General features: G+C 69.7%; 15 protein-coding genes. 11 read left to right on the top strand and 4 right to left on the bottom strand.

Annotated features, from left to right (window positions below):
* The first annotated feature begins 22 nt into the window (after nt 1–22).
* Genes V6S85_RS00205 through V6S85_RS00230 form a run of 6 tightly spaced genes read left to right on the top strand, consistent with a single transcriptional unit; the run spans nt 23 to nt 6,016 of the window.
* Nucleotides 23–649: a DUF4129 domain-containing protein gene (locus V6S85_RS00205; RefSeq protein WP_116568832.1), complete on the top strand. Its 627-nt coding sequence runs from the start codon at nt 23–25 to the stop codon at nt 647–649.
* Nucleotides 646–1,875, top strand: coding sequence for a hypothetical protein (locus V6S85_RS00210; protein WP_334347568.1), 1,230 nt, complete (start codon nt 646–648; stop codon nt 1,873–1,875). Before V6S85_RS00205 ends, V6S85_RS00210 begins: the two co-directional genes overlap by 4 nt.
* On the top strand, nt 1,862–2,818 hold the full coding sequence (locus tag V6S85_RS00215; protein WP_431830648.1) for an AAA family ATPase: 957 nt from the start codon (nt 1,862–1,864) through the stop codon (nt 2,816–2,818). The genes V6S85_RS00210 and V6S85_RS00215 overlap by 14 nt, the downstream gene beginning before the upstream one ends.
* Complete coding sequence (locus V6S85_RS00220) at nt 2,815–4,128, top strand: DUF58 domain-containing protein (protein ID WP_334347569.1); 1,314 nt, start codon at nt 2,815–2,817, stop codon at nt 4,126–4,128. Before V6S85_RS00215 ends, V6S85_RS00220 begins: the two co-directional genes overlap by 4 nt.
* Nucleotides 4,125–5,132: a stage II sporulation protein M gene (locus V6S85_RS00225; protein ID WP_116568828.1), complete on the top strand. Its 1,008-nt coding sequence runs from the start codon at nt 4,125–4,127 to the stop codon at nt 5,130–5,132. The genes V6S85_RS00220 and V6S85_RS00225 overlap by 4 nt, the downstream gene beginning before the upstream one ends.
* Entirely contained in the window at nt 5,129–6,016 is an 888-nt protein-coding gene (locus V6S85_RS00230; RefSeq protein ID WP_116568827.1) for an RDD family protein, read from the top strand. The genes V6S85_RS00225 and V6S85_RS00230 overlap by 4 nt, the downstream gene beginning before the upstream one ends.
* 9 nt (nt 6,017–6,025) lie before the next feature.
* On the opposite strand, the gene V6S85_RS00235 is transcribed toward V6S85_RS00230, so the two are convergent.
* From V6S85_RS00235 to V6S85_RS00250, 4 genes are all read right to left on the bottom strand, one after another.
* On the bottom strand, nt 6,026–6,811 hold the full coding sequence (locus tag V6S85_RS00235; protein ID WP_334347570.1) for a glycerophosphoryl diester phosphodiesterase membrane domain-containing protein: 786 nt from the start codon (nt 6,809–6,811) through the stop codon (nt 6,026–6,028).
* Between the two features lie 111 nt (nt 6,812–6,922).
* On the bottom strand, nt 6,923–8,374 hold the full coding sequence (locus V6S85_RS00240; protein WP_334347571.1) for an N-acyl-D-amino-acid deacylase family protein: 1,452 nt from the start codon (nt 8,372–8,374) through the stop codon (nt 6,923–6,925).
* Nucleotides 8,375–8,401: 27 nt separating this feature from the next.
* Nucleotides 8,402–9,685, bottom strand: a complete 1,284-nt coding sequence (locus V6S85_RS00245) for an amino acid deaminase (protein ID WP_334347572.1) — start codon at nt 9,683–9,685, stop codon at nt 8,402–8,404.
* A 5-nt stretch (nt 9,686–9,690) separates the two neighbouring features.
* Nucleotides 9,691–10,080, bottom strand: a complete 390-nt coding sequence (locus tag V6S85_RS00250) for a RidA family protein (protein ID WP_116568823.1) — start codon at nt 10,078–10,080, stop codon at nt 9,691–9,693.
* A gap of 183 nt (nt 10,081–10,263) precedes the next feature.
* Here V6S85_RS00250 and V6S85_RS00255 point away from each other — a divergent pair, with 183 nt between their 5' ends.
* From V6S85_RS00255 to V6S85_RS00275, 5 genes are all read left to right on the top strand, one after another.
* Complete coding sequence (locus V6S85_RS00255) at nt 10,264–11,202, top strand: MurR/RpiR family transcriptional regulator (protein ID WP_334347573.1); 939 nt, start codon at nt 10,264–10,266, stop codon at nt 11,200–11,202.
* 534 nt (nt 11,203–11,736) lie between these two features.
* Nucleotides 11,737–14,658 (top strand): TonB-dependent receptor domain-containing protein, encoded by a 2,922-nt coding sequence (locus V6S85_RS00260; protein WP_334347574.1) that lies wholly within the window; start codon nt 11,737–11,739, stop codon nt 14,656–14,658.
* A 219-nt stretch (nt 14,659–14,877) separates the two neighbouring features.
* The gene (locus V6S85_RS00265; protein ID WP_334347575.1) at nt 14,878–16,209 is read left to right on the top strand and encodes a GntP family permease; all 1,332 of its coding nucleotides are present in this window, start codon (nt 14,878–14,880) and stop codon (nt 16,207–16,209) included.
* Complete coding sequence (locus tag V6S85_RS00270) at nt 16,199–16,828, top strand: DUF1349 domain-containing protein (protein ID WP_334347576.1); 630 nt, start codon at nt 16,199–16,201, stop codon at nt 16,826–16,828. The genes V6S85_RS00265 and V6S85_RS00270 overlap by 11 nt, the downstream gene beginning before the upstream one ends.
* 23 nt (nt 16,829–16,851) lie before the next feature.
* Nucleotides 16,852–19,152, top strand: a complete 2,301-nt coding sequence (locus V6S85_RS00275) for a beta-N-acetylhexosaminidase (RefSeq protein WP_334347577.1) — start codon at nt 16,852–16,854, stop codon at nt 19,150–19,152.
* Nucleotides 19,153–19,182 lie beyond the last annotated feature (30 nt).

Consider the following 19,182-nt stretch of genomic DNA (forward strand, 5'->3'; position numbering starts at 1 on the left):
GGCGAATGCGGGTTTCCGGCGCGTGACAGTTTCGAGAGGGGCGTCGGACGACGCGGTCGTCGCGGCGCACGCACGGCTGGCGAAGGACGCCGGGTTCCAGTTCGACCAGGCGGTCTTCGTCCCGCCCAAGATCCCCGAGTGGCTGCGCTACGTGGGGAAGGCCTTCGAATTCATCGCGCCCTATCTGAAGTGGGTGTTCTGGATCGGCCTGGCCGTGCTGGTCGTGCTGATCCTCTACGCCATCGTCCGCGAACTCCTGCGGATCTGGGCGCCGGCGCCGCGGGCGATCAAGCCGCTGGTGGTCGCGGAGGCCGGCTGGCGTCCCGACGCGGCCGATGCGCGCGACCTGCTGGCCGCCGCCGACGAGCTGGCCGCCAGGGGGCTGTTCGTCGAGGCCGCCCACCTGATCCTGCTGCGCAGCGTTCAGGACATCGAAAAGCGCCGTCCCCGGTCGGTGAAGATCTCGCTGACCGCGCGCGAGATCGCCGCTCTGCCCGCCATTCCCGACGCCGCCCGAGGGGCCTTCGTCGGCATCGCCCGGCTCGTGGAGCGGGGTCTGTTCGGCGGCCGACCGGTCGGCGCTCAGGACTTCGCCGAGTGCCGAGCGGCCTACGAAGCCTTCGCCCTGCCGGACGGGTGGCGCGGATGAGCGCGTCCCAATCCTCGGGCAAGTCCGCCGGCATGTTCTCGCCGATGACCATGCTGGTGCTGGTCCTGGTCGGCGTGGTCTCGTTCAGCGGCCTGGCCGTGCTGTCGGCCTACGCGCCCGAACTGCGCAAGGGCGACGACGGCGGCGGCCACGCCCTGTCGCGCTCGTCGGTCGGGTTCGGCGGCATTTCGCGCCTGCTCAGCCTGATGGGCGAGCCGGTGCTGACCAGCCGCGGCGACCTGCCCCTCTCGGCCGAGGAAGGGCTGCTGGTCCTGACGCCGTCGGCGGGCATGTCGCCCGTGCCGCTCGAGCGCAACGACCATATCGGCCCGACCCTGGTGGTGCTGCCCAAATGGGATGCGCGGCCCGACGCCAAGCATCGCGGCTGGGTCACCACCTTCGACGCCAACAATCCCGCCGAAGCGCTGGCGCTGCTGCCGCCCAAGCTGCGCAAGGACCTCAAGCTGAGCGCGGCCAAGGGCAAGCGCACGGTGCGCCTGCGCCGACCGTCCGGTGAGGCGTTCGGCGCGCCGGTGACCATCAACGGTTCGCGCACGTTGGCGGGACCGGGCTGGACGCCGGTGCTGCTCGACCAGGACGGCGGCGTGGTGATGGCCATGCGCGACGACAGCTGGACCTATGTCCTGGCCGATCCCGACTATCTCAACACCCAGGGTCTGAAGACCGCCGACGGCGCGCGCACCGCCGTGGCCATGCTGAACCTGATCCGCGACGACGGCTCGCCCGTGGTGTTCGACGTAACGCTGCACGGCTTCAAGCGCACGCGCAGCCTTATGCGCCTGGTCGTCGAGCCGCCGCTGCTGGGAGCGACCCTGGTGGCCGTGGCCCTGGCCCTGCTGGCGGGGGCCCAGGCCTTCGCGCGCTTTGGCCCGCCGCTGCGCTCGCGCCGGGCGGTGGCCCTGGGCAAGACGGCGCTGGCCGACAACACCGCCGGCCTGGTGCGCCTGGCGCGTCGCGAGCACCGCATGGCCAAGCTCTATGCCCGGCTTATCCAGGCGTCGGCCGCCCGCGCCATCGGCGCGCCGCGCGGCCTCGACGGCCAGGATCTCGTCGACTTTCTCGATCGCGTCAGCCGCACCGTCGGCGCGACCCACACCTATTCGGCGCTGGCCGATCGAGCGCTGACGGCCTCGCCGTCCGACCTGATGGCCGTGGCGCGCGATCTCCATATCTGGAAGCAGGAGCTCATCCGTGGACGTCAGTGAAGTCGGGGCGCTCGCCGCGCGGATCCGCTCGGAGATCGGCAAGGCCGTCGTGGGCCAGGACGACGCCGTCAACCTGCTGCTGACGGCGCTGTTCGCCGGCGGCCACGTGCTGCTGGAGGGCCCGCCGGGCACGGCCAAGACGCTTTTGGCCCAGAGCTTCGCTCGCACCGTCGCGCTCGACTACGGCCGCATCCAGTTCACACCCGACCTGATGCCGGGCGACGTCATCGGCGCCAACCTGTTCAACTTCCAGACCTCGACCTTCAGCCTGACGCGCGGTCCGGTGTTCTGCGAACTGCTGCTGGCCGACGAGATCAATCGCACCCCGCCCAAGACCCAGGCCGCGCTGCTGGAAGCCATGCAGGAACGCCAGGTCACCATCGACGGCAAGTCGCACCCGCTCAGCCCCCGCTTCACCGTGGTCGCCACCCAGAACCCGATCGAGCAGCAGGGCACCTATCCGCTGCCCGAAGCCCAGCTCGACCGCTTCCTGTTCAAGCACGTGCTGGACTATCCCAGCGCCCAGCAGGAGCGGGCGATCATCGTCGGCCACGGCTCGCGCACCGGCCAGATGGATCCCAAGAGCTTCGGGGTCGAGGCCGTGGCCGAGCGCGCGGCGATCGACGCGGCCATCGAGACCGTGGCCAAGGTGCGCCTGACCGACGAGGTCGTCGGCTACATCGTCGATCTGGTGCGGGCCACCCGCGAGTCCACAGACATCGAGACGGGCGCCAGCCCGCGCGCCGGCGCCATGCTGGCCGTGGCCGCGCGGGCCCGCGCCGTGCTCGACGGCCGCGACTACGTGATCCCCGACGATGTGAAGTCCTTGGCCGCGCCAGCCCTGCGCCACCGCCTGATCCTCTCGGCCGCCGCCGAGATCGAGGGCCGCAAGGTCGACCACGTGCTCTCGGGCCTGGTCGAGCGGGTGGCGGCTCCCCGGTGATCTACCCCACGCGCCGCGCCGTCGTCGCCGTCGCCGCCGGGATCCCGGCGGCGCTGGTCGTCGGCGTGCTCGCGCCGGCCGGCTGGCTGGCCGGACCGATCTGGATCGGGGTCATGCTGCTGGCCATGGCCGCCGATGCGCTGTCGGGCGGCTCGCGCTCGCGCCTGGCCTTGGACGAGCCCCAGCGGCCGTTCCTGTCGGTCGCCCGCACGGCTCCCATCGCCTTCACCACGCGCTTCGGCAAGGGTCCGGTTCCCGGCCGCGCCGAGGCCGCGCTGGACGCGGACGACCGCCTGGGCCTGCAACCGCGCTTCGCCCGCAGCGCGGTCGAGGGTCGAGTGGCGACCTTCGACTTCTCCCTGACGCCCGAGCGGCGCGGGGAGGGGCGTCTGCACCGCCTGTGGGTGCGTTGGACCGGCCCGCTGGGCCTGGTCTGGAAGCAGCAGGCCTTCGTGCTCGACATCGAGGCGCCGGCCGGCACCGACCTTCAGGGCGTGCGCGAGGAGGCCGTGCGGATGCTGGCCCGCGACGCCCTGATCGGCAGCAAGACCCAGGTCGACCGCGGCGAGGGCTCCGAGTTCGAGGCGCTGAAGGAGTTCCAGACCGGCATGGACCCGCGCGCCATCGACTGGAAGCAGTCGGCGCGGCACCTGCACCTGCTGGCCAAGGAATTCCGCACGGAGCGCAACCATCATATCGTCATGGCCATCGACGGCGGCCGGGCCATGTGCGAGCCGGTCGGCGGCGCGCCCAAGGTCGATCGGGCCATCAACGCCGGCCTGCTGCTGGCCTATGCCTGCCTGCGCGCCGGCGACCGGGCGGGGTTCTATTCGTTCGATTCCGCGCCGCGCCTGCTGACCGGCGTGGTCAGCGGGCTGGACGCCTTCCGCCAGCTGCAGCACGCGGCCGGCCGCATCGACTACTCCGCCGAGGAGACCAACTACACCCTGGCGCTCAACACCCTGGCGGCCAAGCTGGGTCGGCGTTCGCTGGTGGTGGTGTTCACCGACTTCACCGATCCCACCGCCGCCGAGCTGATGATCGACGCCAGCGCCCATCTGTTGCGTCGCCACCTGGTGCTGTTCGTGGTCATGCAGGACGAGGAGCTGGAGGCCATGGTCGACGCCGAGCCGTTCGAGCCGGCCGACATCTCCCGCGCCGTCGTCTCGGCCGGCCTGCTGCGCGAGCGCGAGGCCGTGGTCGCCCGGTTGCGCCGCATGGGCGCGCACATCGTCGAGGCTCCGGCCGCCCGCATCGGCCCGGCCCTGATCAACACCTATGTCGACCTCAAGCGGAGGGACCTCCTGTGATCGACGTCAAGGTCGACGGCCGCCTGAAGAGCCAGCGTTTCCGGCAGGAACGCGAGGCCGACTGGAAGCGCCTCGAGCGGCTGATGGAGAAGGTCGAGAAGGGCTCGATGGCCAGCCTCTCCGAAGAGGAGATCCTGGCCGCGCCGGTGCTCTACCGTTCGGCGCTGTCGTCGCTGTCGGTGGCCCGCGCCACCTCGCTCGATCGCGGCATGATCGACTATCTGGAGATGCTCTGCGCCCGAGCCTACTTCTTCGTCTACGGCTCGCGCGAGACCCTGCGCAGCCAGCTTGGCGCCTTCTTCGCCGGCGGCTGGCCCGCGGCGGTGCGCGGCCTGTGGCGCGAGACCCTGGTCAGCGTCGGGCTGATGGTGATCGGCGCCCTGGTAGGGGCCTGGCTCTTCGGCCAGGACGCCGAGTGGTACTACGCCTTCATGCCCCGGGAGATGACCGGCGGGCGTGACCCGGCCGCGACCACCGAGATGCTCCGCTCCACCCTGGACGGCGCCAAGTCGGGCAGCGGCCTTTCGATGTTCGCCACCTTCCTGTTCACCCACAACGCCCAGGTGGCGCTGCTGGCCTTCGCCCTGGGCTTCGCGCTGTGCGTGCCCACCGCGATGCTGGTGATCTACAACGGCGTGATGCTGGGCGTGTTCTTCGCGCTGTTCGCCAGCCGGGGCCTCGGCGTCGAGGCGGGGGGCTGGCTGGCGATCCACGGCGTGACCGAGATCTTCGCCGTCTGCCTTGCGGGCGCCGCGGGTCTGAAGATCGGCTGGACCGTGGCCTTCCCGGGCGAGCGCAGTCGTCTGGACGCGGCCGCCGCGGCCGGACGGCACGCCGCCACCGTGATGGGCGGCGTTGTGGTCATGCTGTTCTTCGCCGGGCTGCTGGAGGGCTTCGGCCGCCAGTTGATCGTCTGGACGCCGGCCCGCTATGGCGTGGCGGCGTTCACGGCCCTGATCTGGGGCCTCTATTTCTACGCTCCGCGCCGGAGGGCGAGCGCATGAGCGAAGCCTCCACGCTCAAGCTGACGCGGGCCTTCGTCACGCCCGAGGGCGTCGACCTGCGCCTGCAGCTGGCCGACGCCAGCCAGCGCGCCGGCGCCTTCCTGGTGGACGCGGCGATCATGGTGGGCGTGCTCATCGTCGCCTCGATCTTGATCGGCCTGATCGGCGTCGGCGCCCTGGCGGCCGCTGGCCTCAAGGGGGCGGAGGTGATCGCCGTGCTGTGGCTGCTCGGCTTCTTCCTGCTGCGCAACTTCTACTTCGTGGGCTTCGAACTCAGCGCCGCGGCCGCCACGCCGGGCAAGCGGGCCATGGGCATCCGCGTCGCCGCCCGTGACGGCGGCCGCCTGCGGCCCGGCGCGATCTTCGCCCGCAACGCCATGCGAGAGCTGGAGATCTTCATCCCGATCAGCATGCTGTTCGCCCCGGCCGGCGTCGAGGGCGGCGGCGTCGAGGGCTGGATGTACCTGCTGGGCATCACCTGGGCGGGCGTGTTCGTGCTGTTTCCGCTGTTCAACAAGGACCGCCTGCGGGCCGGCGATCTGATCGGCGGCACCTGGGTCGTGCGCGCGCCCAAGCGCAAGCTGATGCGCGACATGGCAGACGAGGGGGCCGAGCGCCTGCGGCGCTACGCCTTCACCCAGGAGCAGATCGACGCCTACGGCGCCAAGGAGCTTCACGTGCTCGAGGACGTGCTGCGCGAGCGCGATCGCAAGACGATGCGCGCCGTGGCCGACCGCATCGCCGGCAAGGTCGGCTGGACGCGCCTGGCGGAGGAAGACGACTACGACTTCCTTAGCGCCTATTACGCGGCCCTGCGCAAGCGGCTGGAGGCGCGCCTGCTTATGGGCGTGCGGCGTCGCGACAAGCACGACACCGCGCGCTAGGTCGAAGCGTCAGTCGAAGACCGATGCGGTGTCCTCGGGCGCGGCGCCTTCCTTGGACGTGCGCAGTTCGTAGTACAGCGAGGCGACGCCGGCGGCGACGATCACGCCCTGCAGGCCGTTCACCAGCGACGATGCGAACACGAAGACGATCAGGCCAACCGACATGGTCGCGTCGTTCAGGCCGAACAGGCCGCTGGATGATACGCCGAGCGGCAGGCCGACGGCCTGGATGACGACGCCGAGGATGAAGCTGACGATCATGTAGAGCACGAACAGGCCAAGGATCGCCCAACGGCGCCCGCGGGTCAGGTCGCGGCTGCGCTTCAGGCTGCCGAAGACGCCGAGTTTCTCGACCACCAGCACCGGTGCGGCCACCGACCACATCAGGCTGGCGATGACGCCCGGCACGATCAGCAGGATCAGGCCCAGCCAGATGCCGAGCGCCGAGACGATGGCCAGGCCGATCAGCGGCAGCAGGAAGCGAACGCCGGTCGAAACCGCTTCGCGAGGCGCGACAGGCGCGCCGTTCATCCCGCCGACTGCGGCGCGGACGACCGTGCCCTGCAGGACAACGCTGCCAAGGGCCGAAAGCAGCGAGCCGACGGCGATCCAGAGCCCGAAAATCGGATTGCCCGCCCATTGCAGGCCGATCAGCGTGCCCACCAGCAGCGGCAGGCTCACCAGCGCCAGGGCGCCGATGGCGAACAGCACACCGTTGGCGCCGATGACCTGAAAGGTGCGCTGGATCACCCGCCCGAAGTCGAAGGCCTCGCCGACGGGTTCTTGAGTAGACATATGGAAAGCCCCCAGAATCTAAGACTGGCGAAACCTTAGGGGCTGGGTTTGGCTGCGCAATCTCCGCTTTCGCCGGCGTCGCGTGACACCTTCAGGATGTCGGCTCCCGCGTCAGGCGGCCGAGCTTAGGAAGCGACCTGAACGCTCGCCGACCACGCCGCCGCCGCTGAACGCCAGGGCGCCATTGACGAAGACGTGCTCGACGCCCTTGGCCGGACGCGTCGGCGCCTCGTAGGTGGCCTGGTCGATGATCGCCTCGGCGTCGAACACCGTCAGGTCGGCCTTCATGCCCGCGGCCACGCGGCCGCGTCCGGCCAGGCGGAAGGTGTCGGCGGCCAGGCCGGTCATCTTGTGCACGGCCGCCTCCAGGCTGATCAGCTTCTGGTCGCGGGCGTAGTGGCCCAGCACGCGGGGGAATGCGCCCCAAAGGCGCGGGTGCGGGCGCTTGTCGTGCGGCAGGCCGTCGGAGCCGACCATGCAGCAGGGATGGGCCAGGATCGAGCGCATGTCGGCCTCGGCCATCTGGAAGTAGCTGGCGCCGCCGGGCATCAGCCGCTCGGCGGCCTCCGGCTGCGACAGGCCCCAGTCGGCGGCGATCGCCGCCAGGGTGCGGCCGGCCATCTCCGGATGCGGCTCTGACCAGTTGACCAGGATCTCGACCTCGCCGTCGGCCAGGTCGGGCCGGATGATCGTCGAGCCGGCGGTGTAGGGATAGCAGTCCAGGTGCACCGGCTGGCTCTGGCGGGTCTGGTCGATCAGGCCCAGGGTCTCGGCCGCCCGGCCCCAGTTGCGCACGCCGGCGCACTTGTGGTGCGACAGGATCAGCGGCGCGCCGCTGGGCGCGGCCACGGCGAAGGCCTCCTTCAAGGCCTCGATGATGCCCTCGCGCTCGTCGCGGATGTGGGCGGTGTAGACGCCGCCGGCCTGCGCGACGGTCCGCGCCAGCGCCTGGAGCTCCTCCATGTCGGCGGCCCAGGCCGGGGCGTAGAACACGCCCGAACTCATGCCCAGGGCGCCTTCTGACAGAGCATCGCGCAGCAGGGCGTCCATCGCCTCGCGCTCGGCCGCCGTGGCGGGGCGCTCCAGGTCGTCCATGCACAGCACGCGCAAGGTCGAGTGGCCGACCAGGGCCGCCACGTTGACGCGCGGGCTGGCCGCCTCGATGGCGCGGCGATAGTCGGCAAAGGCGGCGTAGGCGAAGTCCTCGCGGGCGCCCAGCAGGTTGAACGGCTCGGCCACCGCCTCGTCGAAGCGCAGCATCGGGGCCGAGATCCCGCAGTTGCCGGCCACTACCGTCGTCACGCCCTGGCTGATCTTGGGCAGCATGTCGGGCTGGGTGATGCAGACGAGGTCGTCGTGGGTGTGCACGTCGATGAAGCCCGGCGCCACCACCAGGCCCGAGACGTCGATCACCTGCGCCATGCCCGTCGGCAGCGAGGCGCCCACGGCCACGATGGTGTCGCCGGCCAGGGCGACGTCGGCGACGAAGGCCGCGCCGCCGCTTCCGTCGATGACCGTGCCGCCCTTGAGGACGATGTCGGCGGCGGGGAGGGGGCTTGCCATGGTCGGACTGCTCAACGAACGCTCACTTCAGAAAAAGGTCTTCAGGCCGCCCAGCACGCCGTAGGCCTCGTCGACCTCCAGCAGCACCGACCACTTGTCGAAGGTCGTGCACGGGTGGGAGATCTCGAAGCCGAGCAGGTCGCCGACGGCCAGGTCGGCGTCGGGGGCGATGGTGAGGAAGCCGTGCTGGTCGGCCAGCTTGGCGGTGACGATTCCGTCGACGCCTTGCGCCTGCTCGTGCAGGCCGGGGCGGAACCAGCGGCGGGCCGTCGGCAGGTGGATGTCGAACGAGACGTCGCGCTTGCCCATCATGACGATGGCCATGTCCGGCTGCGGGCGCGAGATCACCCGGGTCCAGACCTCCAGCGCGGGGCGCAGCAGGGGCGGGGCGCCGACGGCCTCGCGGGCGTCCATGCGGCTCAGCAGTTCGCGATAGAAGCCGCTGTCGTGGGTGACGTAGCAGCCGCTGCGCAGCACGATCACGGCGCCCGGCGCCTCGCCGGCCAGGGCGCGTGCCACCAGGTCGTAATAGGCCGAGCCGCCGGCGGTCAGCACCACCTCGTCGGAGGCGTAGAGCCCTTCGGCGCGCAGGGCGTGGTGCAGGCCGATCAGGCCGTCGAGATAGGCGTCGACCTCGGTCGCGTCCTGTACGGCGTGGTCGCTGAAGACCAGGCCCTCGTAACCCTCGACGCCGTGCAGTTCGACGCCCGGCAGGGCGTGGATCAGGCGCCCCAGCGCCAGGCCTTCGTCGGCCGAGCGCACGCCGCAGCGGCCGTTCGCCATGCCTAGTTCGATCAGCAGTCTTGCGGGCGGCGCCTCGGGCGCGGCGGCGAAGATTTCGGAGATGGCGCGCACGCCGGCCTCGCCGTCGACCAGCACATAGACCGGGCGGTCGGGCGCCTTGGTCGTCAGGTCGCGAAGGCATTCGATCTCGGCGCGGCCGACCAGCTGGTTGGCCAGGATCAGGCGCGGCGCGCCGATCTCGTGGCACAGCTTCAGCTGGGTCATGGTCGCCGCCGTCAGGCCCCAGGCGCCGCCCTGGATCTGGCGGGCCAGAAGCTGCGGGCACATGGTCGTCTTGGCGTGTGGGGCGAGCCTGGCGCCCGCCGCGTCGACATAGGCCTGCATGACCGACAGATTGTTGTCGATCGCGGCGCGCTTCAGCACCGCGGCCGGCATGGGGATGTCGCCGCCGAGCAGCGATAGGCCCCGTCCGGAGAAGTCTCCGAGCGTGCGCACCGAGCCGTCCAGCGGGACGGCCTTGGTTCCGGGCGCGAGGACCAGCGTGTCGAGATCGGCGGGCGACATCATCGGCGTCAGGCCTGCGGAACCAGGGCGATGACTTCGATCTCGACCTTGCAGTCGACCATCATCGGCGACTGCACGCAGGCGCGGGCCGGCAGGGCGTCGCCGAAATAGCTGTTGTAGACGCGGTTGAAGGCGTGGAAGTCGCGGGCGTCGTCCAGCCAGACATTGGCCTTGACCACGTCCTTCAGGGTGCAGCCGGCCTTGGCCAGGATGCCGACGATGTTCTCGATGACCTTGTGGGTCTGGGGCACGACGCCGCCGTCGACCAGCACGCCGTTCTCGTCCATCGGAACCTGGCCAGAGACGAAGACGAAGCCGTTGGCGATCGTGGCCTGGCAGAAGGGCAGGGCGTTGCCGCCGGTGCCCGTGGTGGCCGCGCCGATGCGTTGGATGGACACGAAATTCTCCTGACTCAAGGTCGAGTTCCGATGCTCAGGAGCCATGCTGGATGTGGCGGTGTCAACGAAAATGTAGCAAAACTATCATTCTTGATGCTGGCGAGGCGGCCACCTTGATTGCGGCGCGACATCGTTGTCGGTATCTGTCGTCGGGCGCGCGCCGTTTGGTGAAGGGACCGGGGGATGAGTCAGTCTGAAAACGCCGTCGACGACGGCGACATCCTTCCGCGCATCGAGGCGATGATGGAGGCGATGACGCGCTCGGATCTCAAGATCGCCAAGCTGGTCCTGAAGTCGCCGCACGAGTTCGTTCGCGCCAGCGTCAAGTCGGTCGCCACCGATTTGGGAGTCAGCGAGCCGACGGTCCTGCGCTTTTGCCGCACGGTCGGCTGCGAGGGCTTCAAGGACCTGAAGTTCCGCCTGATCCAGGAGCTGGCCCACGCCCAGGCCGTCACCGACCAGCGTGAGCGGGCGGCCCGTCCGGCGCCAGCCAGGGTGGAGCCTCAGGCGCCTCTGGGCGCCCACGCCGCGGTCGCCGACCGCCTGTTCGATACCATCATCGACGCTCTCGGGCGTACGCGCGAGACCTTGAACGAGAAGGACTTGCAGGTCGCCGCCCTGGCCATCGCCAAGGCCGCGCGCGTGGTGATCTACGGCATCGGCGGCAGCTCGGCCGCCCTGGCCAGCGAGATCCACAACCGCCTGTTCCGCCTCGACGTGCCGGCCATGGTGTTCACCGACGGCTACGCTCAGCGCATGTCGGCCGCCATCCTGTCGCCCGGCGACGTGGCGCTGTTTCTGTCGTCCACCGGCCGCCCGCGCGAGCTGCAGGAGAGCATGGAGTTGGCCAAGCACTACAAGGCCACCTGCATCGCCATCACCGACGCGGATTCACCATTGGGACGTGACGCCGACGTCTGCCTGCATGTGGGGCTGTCGCCGTCGGGCGTCGAGGAGTTCCAGCCTAACCCGATGCGCTTCGCCCAGCTGTTTGTCATCGACCGGCTGGCCTACGCCGTGGCCGTGTCGCTGGGCGAGCGGGCGCACCAGATGCTGCGTCGGGCTCGCGGCAGTGTCGCCTGGCTGCACGGAATTGCGCCCCAGCAGCCCATCGGCGACTGATCCTTCGCTGGTCGAGCGGTCGCTGGAGCGGCTCTTCTGGCCTCCGGGGCGCCATATGCTTGGGTGAGGCGGCATATCGCCTATTCCTTCGCTCGGAATTCGATCTTTTCTTGATAGCGGTCTCATGCGCTCCGCGTGTGTGGATGTGGCTGCTCGCGTCGCTTTGATGGCGCATCCTTCGTCGGCGCCGCATTTGTGGGCGCCGCATTGTGCGCTGAAAAATAAGAGATTTTTCCGATCTCTAGCGTCCTCCTTAGGCAATCTTTTTATGATTGCTACATAAATGAATGTTTTGTGATTGACGTTATATGGGGCCTGTGACAATCCTTCCTGCGTCCTCAAGAGGGCGGGAATTGAAGGCGGTGGCCCGGTTCGCAACAGTATCCGGGCCTGATTGTCCGACATTCAAAAATATAAAGAGAATCCCTGCGTTCGTGGGGAAGTAATAACACTCACCTGGAGCCAGGTTCAGTGAGCGCCGTCAGTGCGCCCGGACGTGGACTCCTCGAGCAAGGGGGCTGGAAGTTGTTGAAATTGAATCGCCGAACCTATGCCGGCACGGTCTCGGCTCTGGCGCTGCTGTCCTGGGGGGCTGTCGCGCACGCCGGAGGCCAGCCTGAGGCGCAAGCCGCCGAGGCCGACGCCACGGTTTCCGAAGTCGTCGTCACCGGTTCGCGCATCGCCTCGCGCGGCTTCACCCAGCCGACGCCGACCACCACCGTCACCGCCGAGGACCTGGAAAAGGCCTCGCAGCCCAACGTCTTCCAGGCCATCGTCCAGATGCCGGCCCTGCAGGGCAGCACCGGCAAGACGGTCTTCGTCAACAGCACCAGCAGCGGCATGCAGGGCCTGAGCTCGTTCAGCCTGCGCGGCCTGGGGCCCATTCGCACCCTGACCCTGCTGGACGGCCAGCGCGTCACCCCCGCCAATATCAACGGCGTCTCCGATGTCAGCCAGTTCCCGCAGCTGCTGATCAAGCAGGTCGACGTGGTCACCGGCGGCGCCTCGGCCTCGTACGGCTCGGACGCCATCGGCGGCGTGGTCAACTTCGTCACCGACAAGACCTTCGAGGGCTTCAAGGCCCGCCTCGAAGGCGGCGAGAGCAAGTACCGCGACAACGACACCTTCGTGGCGCAGGCCGCGTTCGGCGACGCCTTCCTGGATGACCGCCTGCGCGTCATCGGCAGCGTCGAGTACAGCCGCGAGGCAGGCGTCCTGGCCGGCGGTTTCGGCGAACAGCAGGCCGGCGGCCGTGACTGGTACGAGACGCCCGCCATCCAGGTGCGTCCGCTGGCCTCGACCACCGACGGCCGGCCGCAGTATCGCGTCATCAAGGGCGCCCAGCAGATCCAGTACGCCCAGTACGGCCTGATCACGAACGGCCCGCTGCAAGGCATCGCCTTCGGTCCGGGCGGCGCGCCCTACCAGTTCCAGTACGGCTCGGGCGGTACGCCCAAGGGCGCTGGCGGCGTCACCGGCTGCTTCGCCCCGTTCTGCGTCGGCGGCGACCTGTCGGGCGGCATCGGCGCTTCGCCGACCCTGGCCGCGCGCCTCAAGCGCAAGGTCGCCTACGGCCGCGTCAGCTACAAGTGGGGCGACGACGACGAGATCTACCTGACCACCAACTTCGCCCAGGTGAACTCGCTCAACCAGCCCAATGTCGGCGCCGAGCGCACGGGCCTGACCATCCAGTGCGAGAACCCGTTCGTGCCGGCCGCCATCCGTTCGGCCTGCGTCAGCAACAACATCACCAGCTTCCAGATGGGCACCAGCAACGGCGCCTTCGGACCCATCGACGTCAACGTCAAGCGCGAGCAGGAACGCTTCGTGCTGGGCGCGACGGGCAGCCGCGAGGTGTTCGGCACGTCGTGGAGCTATGACGCCTACTATGCCTATGGCGTCAACCGCATCAGCATCGATGTCGACAACATCACCCTGACGCCCCGCTACAACGCCGCCATCGACGCCATCGCCGGCCCGAACGGCACGGTGATCTGCCGCGATCCGATCGCCCGCGCCGCCGGCTGCGTGCCGTTGAACATCATCGGCAACGTGACGCAGGACCCGGCCGCCCTGGCCTATGTGATGCCCAAGAACGGACCGCGCCAGCGCTCCAAGCAGAACGAGTCCGTCGCCGCGTTCAACGTCACCGGCGAGCCCTTCCAGTCGTGGGCCGGCCCGGTGGCCATCGCCGCGGGCCTGGAATGGCGCGAAGAGAAGTACCGAACCATCGGCGACCCCTATGGCGACGGCGCGACCGCCGACAACGGCTACACCGACGACTACAAGGCCGATCCGCTGCTGCGCCTGGCGGGCAACAACTGGTACGCCGGCAACTACCACGGCGGTCACGGCTCCTACAGCGTGACCGAAGGCTATCTCGAAGCCAACGTGCCGATCCTTCAGTCGCAGACCCTCGGCGAGGCCAACATCAACGGCGCGGTCCGCCAGACGCGGTACAGCACCTCGGGCAACGTCACGACGTGGAAGCTGGGCGGCGTCTGGAAGACCCCGGTCCAGGGCCTGCGCCTGCGGGCGGTGACCTCGCGCGACATCCGCGCCCCGAACCTGGGCGAACTGTTCGCGCCGCCGGTGGTGACCAACGCCACCGTCCTCTATCGCGGCACGGCGGTGAACGTCCTCCAGGAGATCGTCGGCAACAGCAACCTGCGTCCGGAAATCGCCCGCAACACCGAGGTCGGCGTCGTCCTGGCCGAGCCGGCCTGGCTGCCGGGCTTCAGCTTCTCGGCCGACTATTTCGACATCAAGGTCGACGGCGCCATCAACTCGCTGGCCGCCCAGGACCTGGTCGACCTGTGCGTGGCCGGCAACCAGGAGATCTGCGGGGCGATGCTGCTGACCAGCACCCAGCCCAACACCAACTTCGTGCGGGTGCAGGCCTTCAACGTCGCCACCATGCGCACCAAGGGCGTCGACCTCGAGGCGATCTACCGCAAGAACCTGGAAGACTGGGGCCTGCCGGGCACGCTGTCGATCCGCGCGCTGGCCACCCACGTCATGAGCTTCAAGACCACCTCGGGCGTGCTGGGCACGATCCCGGTCGAGAGCGCCGGCGTGAACCTGTCGAACACGCCCGACTGGAAGGCCACCTTCAGCCAGACCTGGGCGCTCGATCGCCTCAGCCTGACCCTCTACCAGCGCTGGATCAGCGACGGCGTCTACAACAACGAATACATCGAGTGCCAGACCAACTGCCCGGTCTCGACCGTGCAGCGCCGCACCATCGACAACAACCACATGGAGGGGGCGACCTACGTCGACCTCGGCGGCACCTACGACGTCAACGACAACGTCACCGCCTACTTCAAGGTCGACAACCTGTTCGACGAGGATCCGGTCGCCGCGCCGACCACCAACGTCAGCCCGGGCGTCAATCCCTACCTCTACGACACCATCGGTCGGATGTACCGCGCGGGCGTGCGCCTGCGGTTCTGATCGCCGTGCTCGGGCGCGCTTCTGCGAGCGCGCCCACCACCGGCCGCGAAGCCACTCCCTCCCCGGTAAGCGGCCGGGCCTCAGCCCCAAGGCGGATCCCCTGCCTTGTCCGGCTTTAGATTCCCCGGCGCCACGTCGAACCCCACGGCGCCGGGGAATCGCTCTTTCCTTCCACCCGCGGAGCGAAACGTCGTCCGCGGGGCTTAGGGTGGTCCGACCATGATAGTGCTCGCCGTCGTCGCGCTGATCGCGCTGCTGGTCGTGCTGATCGCCTGGGGCAAGGTTCCGCCGTTCCTGGCCTTCCTGGTCGTGGCGCTGGGCGGCGCGGTGCTGTTCGGCATGCCGCTGGCCCAGATCCCCAAGTCGCTGGAGAAGGGCGTCGGCGACATGCTCGGTGGTCTGGTCGCCATCATCTGCCTGGGGGCCATGTTCGGCCGCGCCATCGCCGACAGCGGCGCCGCCCAGAGCATCGCCCGCGCTCTGATCGGCGCCGTGGGCCTGCGCTTCATCCTGCTGGCCATGGCCATGACCGGCCTGATCGTCGGCATCCCGCTGTTCTACAGCGTCGGCTTCGTGGTCATGATCCCGCTGATCTTCTCGATCGCCAAGCGGGCCGACCTGCCGCCGGTCTATGTGGGCCTGCCGCTGCTGTCGGGCCTGTCGGTGGCCCACGGCTACCTGCCGCCGCACCCGTCGCCGGCCGCCCTCGTCACCCTGTTCGGCGCCGACACGGGCCTGACCCTCGGCTACGGCCTCGTCGTCAGCATCGCCGCCCTGATGGTCGGCGGCCCGCTGCTGACCCTAGTGCTCAAGCGCGTCAATCTGCTGCCGCTGGGCGGCCCGGCCGCGGACTCGCCCTTCGCCGCCGACGAGGCCCCGGACGCCAAGGCGCCCGGGCCTATCAACAGCTTCACGACCGCGCTGCTGCCGGTGGTGCTGATCGCCGCCACCACGGCGCTGCTGGTCGCCTTCAAGACCCCGTCGCCGACCCACGACCTGATCGGCTTCGTCGGCCACCCCGCCGTGGTCCTGACCCTCTGCCTGATCTACGCCACCTTCAGCCTGGGCGTGCTGCGCGGTATCGGCATCCCCGTGCAGATGCAGCGCTATGGCGACGCCCTGAAGGACGTGGCCTCGATCCTGCTGATCCTGGCCGGGGCGGGGGCCCTGAAGCAGGTGTTCGTCGACAGCGGCGTCAGCGCCACGCTGGGCGGCTGGCTCGGCTCGCTGCCGCTGCACCCGCTGGTGCTGGGCTGGCTGATCGCCATGGTCATCCGCGTCGCGCTCGGCTCGGCCACCATCGCGGGCCTCACCGCCGCGGGCCTGATCCAGCCCGTGATGGCCGCCACCGGCGTCGACCCCAACCTGATGGTCCTGGCCATCGGCGCGGGCAGCCTGATGTTCTCGCACGTCAACGACCCGGGCTTCTGGCTGTTCAAGGAGTATTTCGGCCTGTCGCTGAAGGAGACCCTGCTGTCCTGGACGGTGATGGAAAGCGTCGTCGGCGTCGTCGGCCTGGTCTGCGTGCTGGGGCTCAGCCTTGTCGTCTGATCGCGCCCTCGACCGTCGAGCCTTTCTTGCTAGCGCGGCCGCGGCCGCCCTGGCCACGCCCGCCCTGGCCCGGGCCGCCGACGGCTGGTCCTGGCTCAACGCGCCCGACACCTGGGCCTGGAAGGATGGGGCCCTGGCCTGCGAGGCCAAGGCCGGAACCGACTTCTGGCGGCGCACGGCCGGCGGGCCGCTGATCGACAACGGCCACTTCTGGTTCCGCCGCCAGTCCGGCGACTTCGAGATGACCGCGACCCTGGCGGGCGACTACGCCGCCGACGCCGACCAGACCGGCCTGATGCTGCGCCTCGCCCCCGATCTCTGGATGAAGACCGGCGTCGAGCGGCTGGGCGGCGAGCTGCACTCGGCCACCGTCTTCACCCGCGACTGGTCGGACGGCTCGTCGCTCGTGATCCCCTCCGCGCCGTCCGTGCGGGTCAAGCTGCGGCGCTCGGGCCAGACCCTCTTCTGCGCCCACGCCGTGGGGGAGGGCGCCTTCGTCGACACGCGCCTTGGCCACCTGCCGATGCCGGACGCTGTGGACCTCGGCGTCATGGCCGCCTCGCCGGCCGGCAAGGGCTTTGCGGCCCGGATTTCGAACATAACGATCAAGAGCCTCTGAGCAGAGGCCGCTGGGAGCTGACCATGCCTTTCACCCTCCGACCCGTCGCGGCCGCCGTTGCGCTCGCCGCCGTGCTGCCCGCGCCGGCCCTGGCCGCCCAGGCCTTCGCCGTGACGCCGGCCCCGGCCAAGATCGCGCCGGCGCAAGGTGCTCTGACCCTGCGCGCCGGAGACGCCGTCTGGATCGCGCCGGGCGACGTCGAGGCGCGGACTGCGGCCCAGTGGCTGGTCGACACCCTGGCGGCCACGCGCGGCGTACGCCTGGCGATCAAGGAAGGCGCGCCGACCGGCTCGGGCGGCGTCGTGCTGTCGCGCGGCGGCCCGGCGGGCGAGGCCTACGCCCTCGACGTCTCGTCCCAGCGCGCCGAAATTCGCGCCAAGGACAAGGCGGGCCTGTTCTACGGCGCGGTGTCGCTTTGGCAGCTGGCCGGTCAGGAGAAGGCCGGCGCGCCGGTGCGCGTCCAGGCCGTGCGCATCGAGGACGCCCCGCGCTTTTCCTGGCGCGGTCTGATGCTCGACAGCACCCGCCACTACCAGAGCCTGCCGACGATCAAGCGGATCATCGACGGCATGGCCAGCCTGAAGCTCAACACGCTGCACTGGCACCTCACCGACGACCAGGGCTGGCGGCTGGAGATCAAGAAGTACCCCAATCTCACCGACCACGGCGCCTGGCGGCGTCCGGCCGGGGCGGCGGGCTACAAGGCTTCCGGCGAGGAGGTCCGCTACGGCGGCTTCTACACCCAGGACCAGGCCCGCGAGATCGTCGCCTACGCGGCGGCCCGCAGCATCGTCGTCGTGCCCGAGATCGAGATGCCCGGCCACGCCCAGGCGGCGATCTCCAGCTATCCCAAGCTGGGCACGCGCCCGGCCGCCGACCGGGTGATGGCCGACTGGGGCGTCTATCCCGACATCTTCAACGTCGACGACGAGACCTTCGCCTTCCTGGAGGACGTGCTCGACGAGGTGATGGCGATCTTCCCGTCGGAATACATCCATGTCGGCGGCGACGAAGCCTTGAAGGCCCAGTGGGAGGCCAGCCCCAGGATCCAGGCCCGCATGAAGGAACTGGGCCTGGCCGACGAGCACGCCCTGCAGAGCTACTTCATCCAGCGCATCGAGAAGCACCTCAACGCCAAGGGGCGTCGCCTGGTCGGCTGGGACGAGATCCTCGAAGGCGGCCTTGCGCCCAACGCCACGGTCATGTCCTGGCGCGGACTGGAGGGCGCGGTCGCCGCCGCCAGGCAGGGTCACGACACCGTGCTGGCGCCCGGGCCGGTGCTCTATTTCGACCATCGCCAGAGCACCTCGCCCGACGAACCGCCCGGCCGCGGCAAGCTTTCGACGCTGAAGAGCGTCTACGCCTTCGACGCCGAACCGTCGGAACTGACGCCCGAGCAGCACAAGCACGTGCTGGGCATGCAGGCCACGATGTTCAGCGAGCACATCCGCACCGACGAGCGGGCCGTGACCATGCTGTTCCCGCGCCTGGCGGCCCTGGCCGAAAACGCCTGGACCCCGCGCGACAAGCAGGGCTGGGCCGGCTTCGAGGACCGCCTGCCGGCGATGCTCGGCCGCCTGTCGGACCTGGGCCTGGCCTATGACGCCGTGCCGTTCGAGCCGCAGGCGTCGTTCGACTGGCCCAAGGGCTCCGAGATCGGCGCCAGCCTCGACACCGGCCTCCAGGTCGGCGAGGTGCGCTACACCACCGACGGTTCGGAGCCGACCGCGGCCTCGCCGCGCTATGCCGCGCCGCTGAAGCTTTCGGCCGGCTCGCAGCTGAAGGCCCGCACTTTCCAGGGCAAGCATCCGCTGGGCCGCGTGCGCGCCTGGAACGTGACCGCCGACACCGCTCTGACGCGCCGCTCGCACCAGCTGACCCGCTGCACCGAGGGCCTGATCCTCAATCTCGAGGACGATGGCGTGGGCGAGAAGGGCGAGCGCGCCACCTTCCTGCTCGACATCCTCAACCCGTGCTGGATCTGGAAGGACGCCGACCTGTCGGCCGGCGCCAAGCTGACCGTCACGGTCGGCCAGCTGCCCTACAACTTCCAGCTCGGCAACAAGCTGGAGCCGCTGCCGGTGCGCCCGCCGTCGCGGCCCGAGGGCGAACTGGAGGTGCGCTTTGGCTGCAAGGGGCCGCGCCTGGCCACCGTGCCGCTGACGCAGGCGGCCAAGAACTCGGCCCTCACCGAGATCGTCGTCGACGCCCCGCCGCGCGGCAAGGGCGACATCTGCTTCACCTTCGCCAGCAAGGCCATCGAGCCGATGTGGGCCGTGCACAGCGTGCGGATCACGCCCGGCGTCGTGGCCAAGGCGGACTGAGGCGGACTGAGGCGAGCTCGTCATCCCGGA

This window comes from Caulobacter sp. CCNWLW153 (assembly GCF_036889365.1).
GTDB lineage: Bacteria > Pseudomonadota > Alphaproteobacteria > Caulobacterales > Caulobacteraceae > Caulobacter > Caulobacter radicis.

Coding starts and splice junctions, on each gene's coding strand:
- V6S85_RS00210 (WP_334347568.1), top strand. CDS start 646: ATGAGCGCGTCCCAATCCTCGGGCAAGTCCGCCGGCATGTTCTCGCCG.
- V6S85_RS00230 (WP_116568827.1), top strand. CDS start 5,129: ATGAGCGAAGCCTCCACGCTCAAGCTGACGCGGGCCTTCGTCACGCCC.
- V6S85_RS00235 (WP_334347570.1), bottom strand. CDS start 6,811: ATGTCTACTCAAGAACCCGTCGGCGAGGCCTTCGACTTCGGGCGGGTG.
- V6S85_RS00240 (WP_334347571.1), bottom strand. CDS start 8,374: ATGGCAAGCCCCCTCCCCGCCGCCGACATCGTCCTCAAGGGCGGCACG.
- V6S85_RS00245 (WP_334347572.1), bottom strand. CDS start 9,685: ATGATGTCGCCCGCCGATCTCGACACGCTGGTCCTCGCGCCCGGAACC.
- V6S85_RS00255 (WP_334347573.1), top strand. CDS start 10,264: ATGAGTCAGTCTGAAAACGCCGTCGACGACGGCGACATCCTTCCGCGC.
- V6S85_RS00265 (WP_334347575.1), top strand. CDS start 14,878: ATGATAGTGCTCGCCGTCGTCGCGCTGATCGCGCTGCTGGTCGTGCTG.
- V6S85_RS00275 (WP_334347577.1), top strand. CDS start 16,852: ATGCCTTTCACCCTCCGACCCGTCGCGGCCGCCGTTGCGCTCGCCGCC.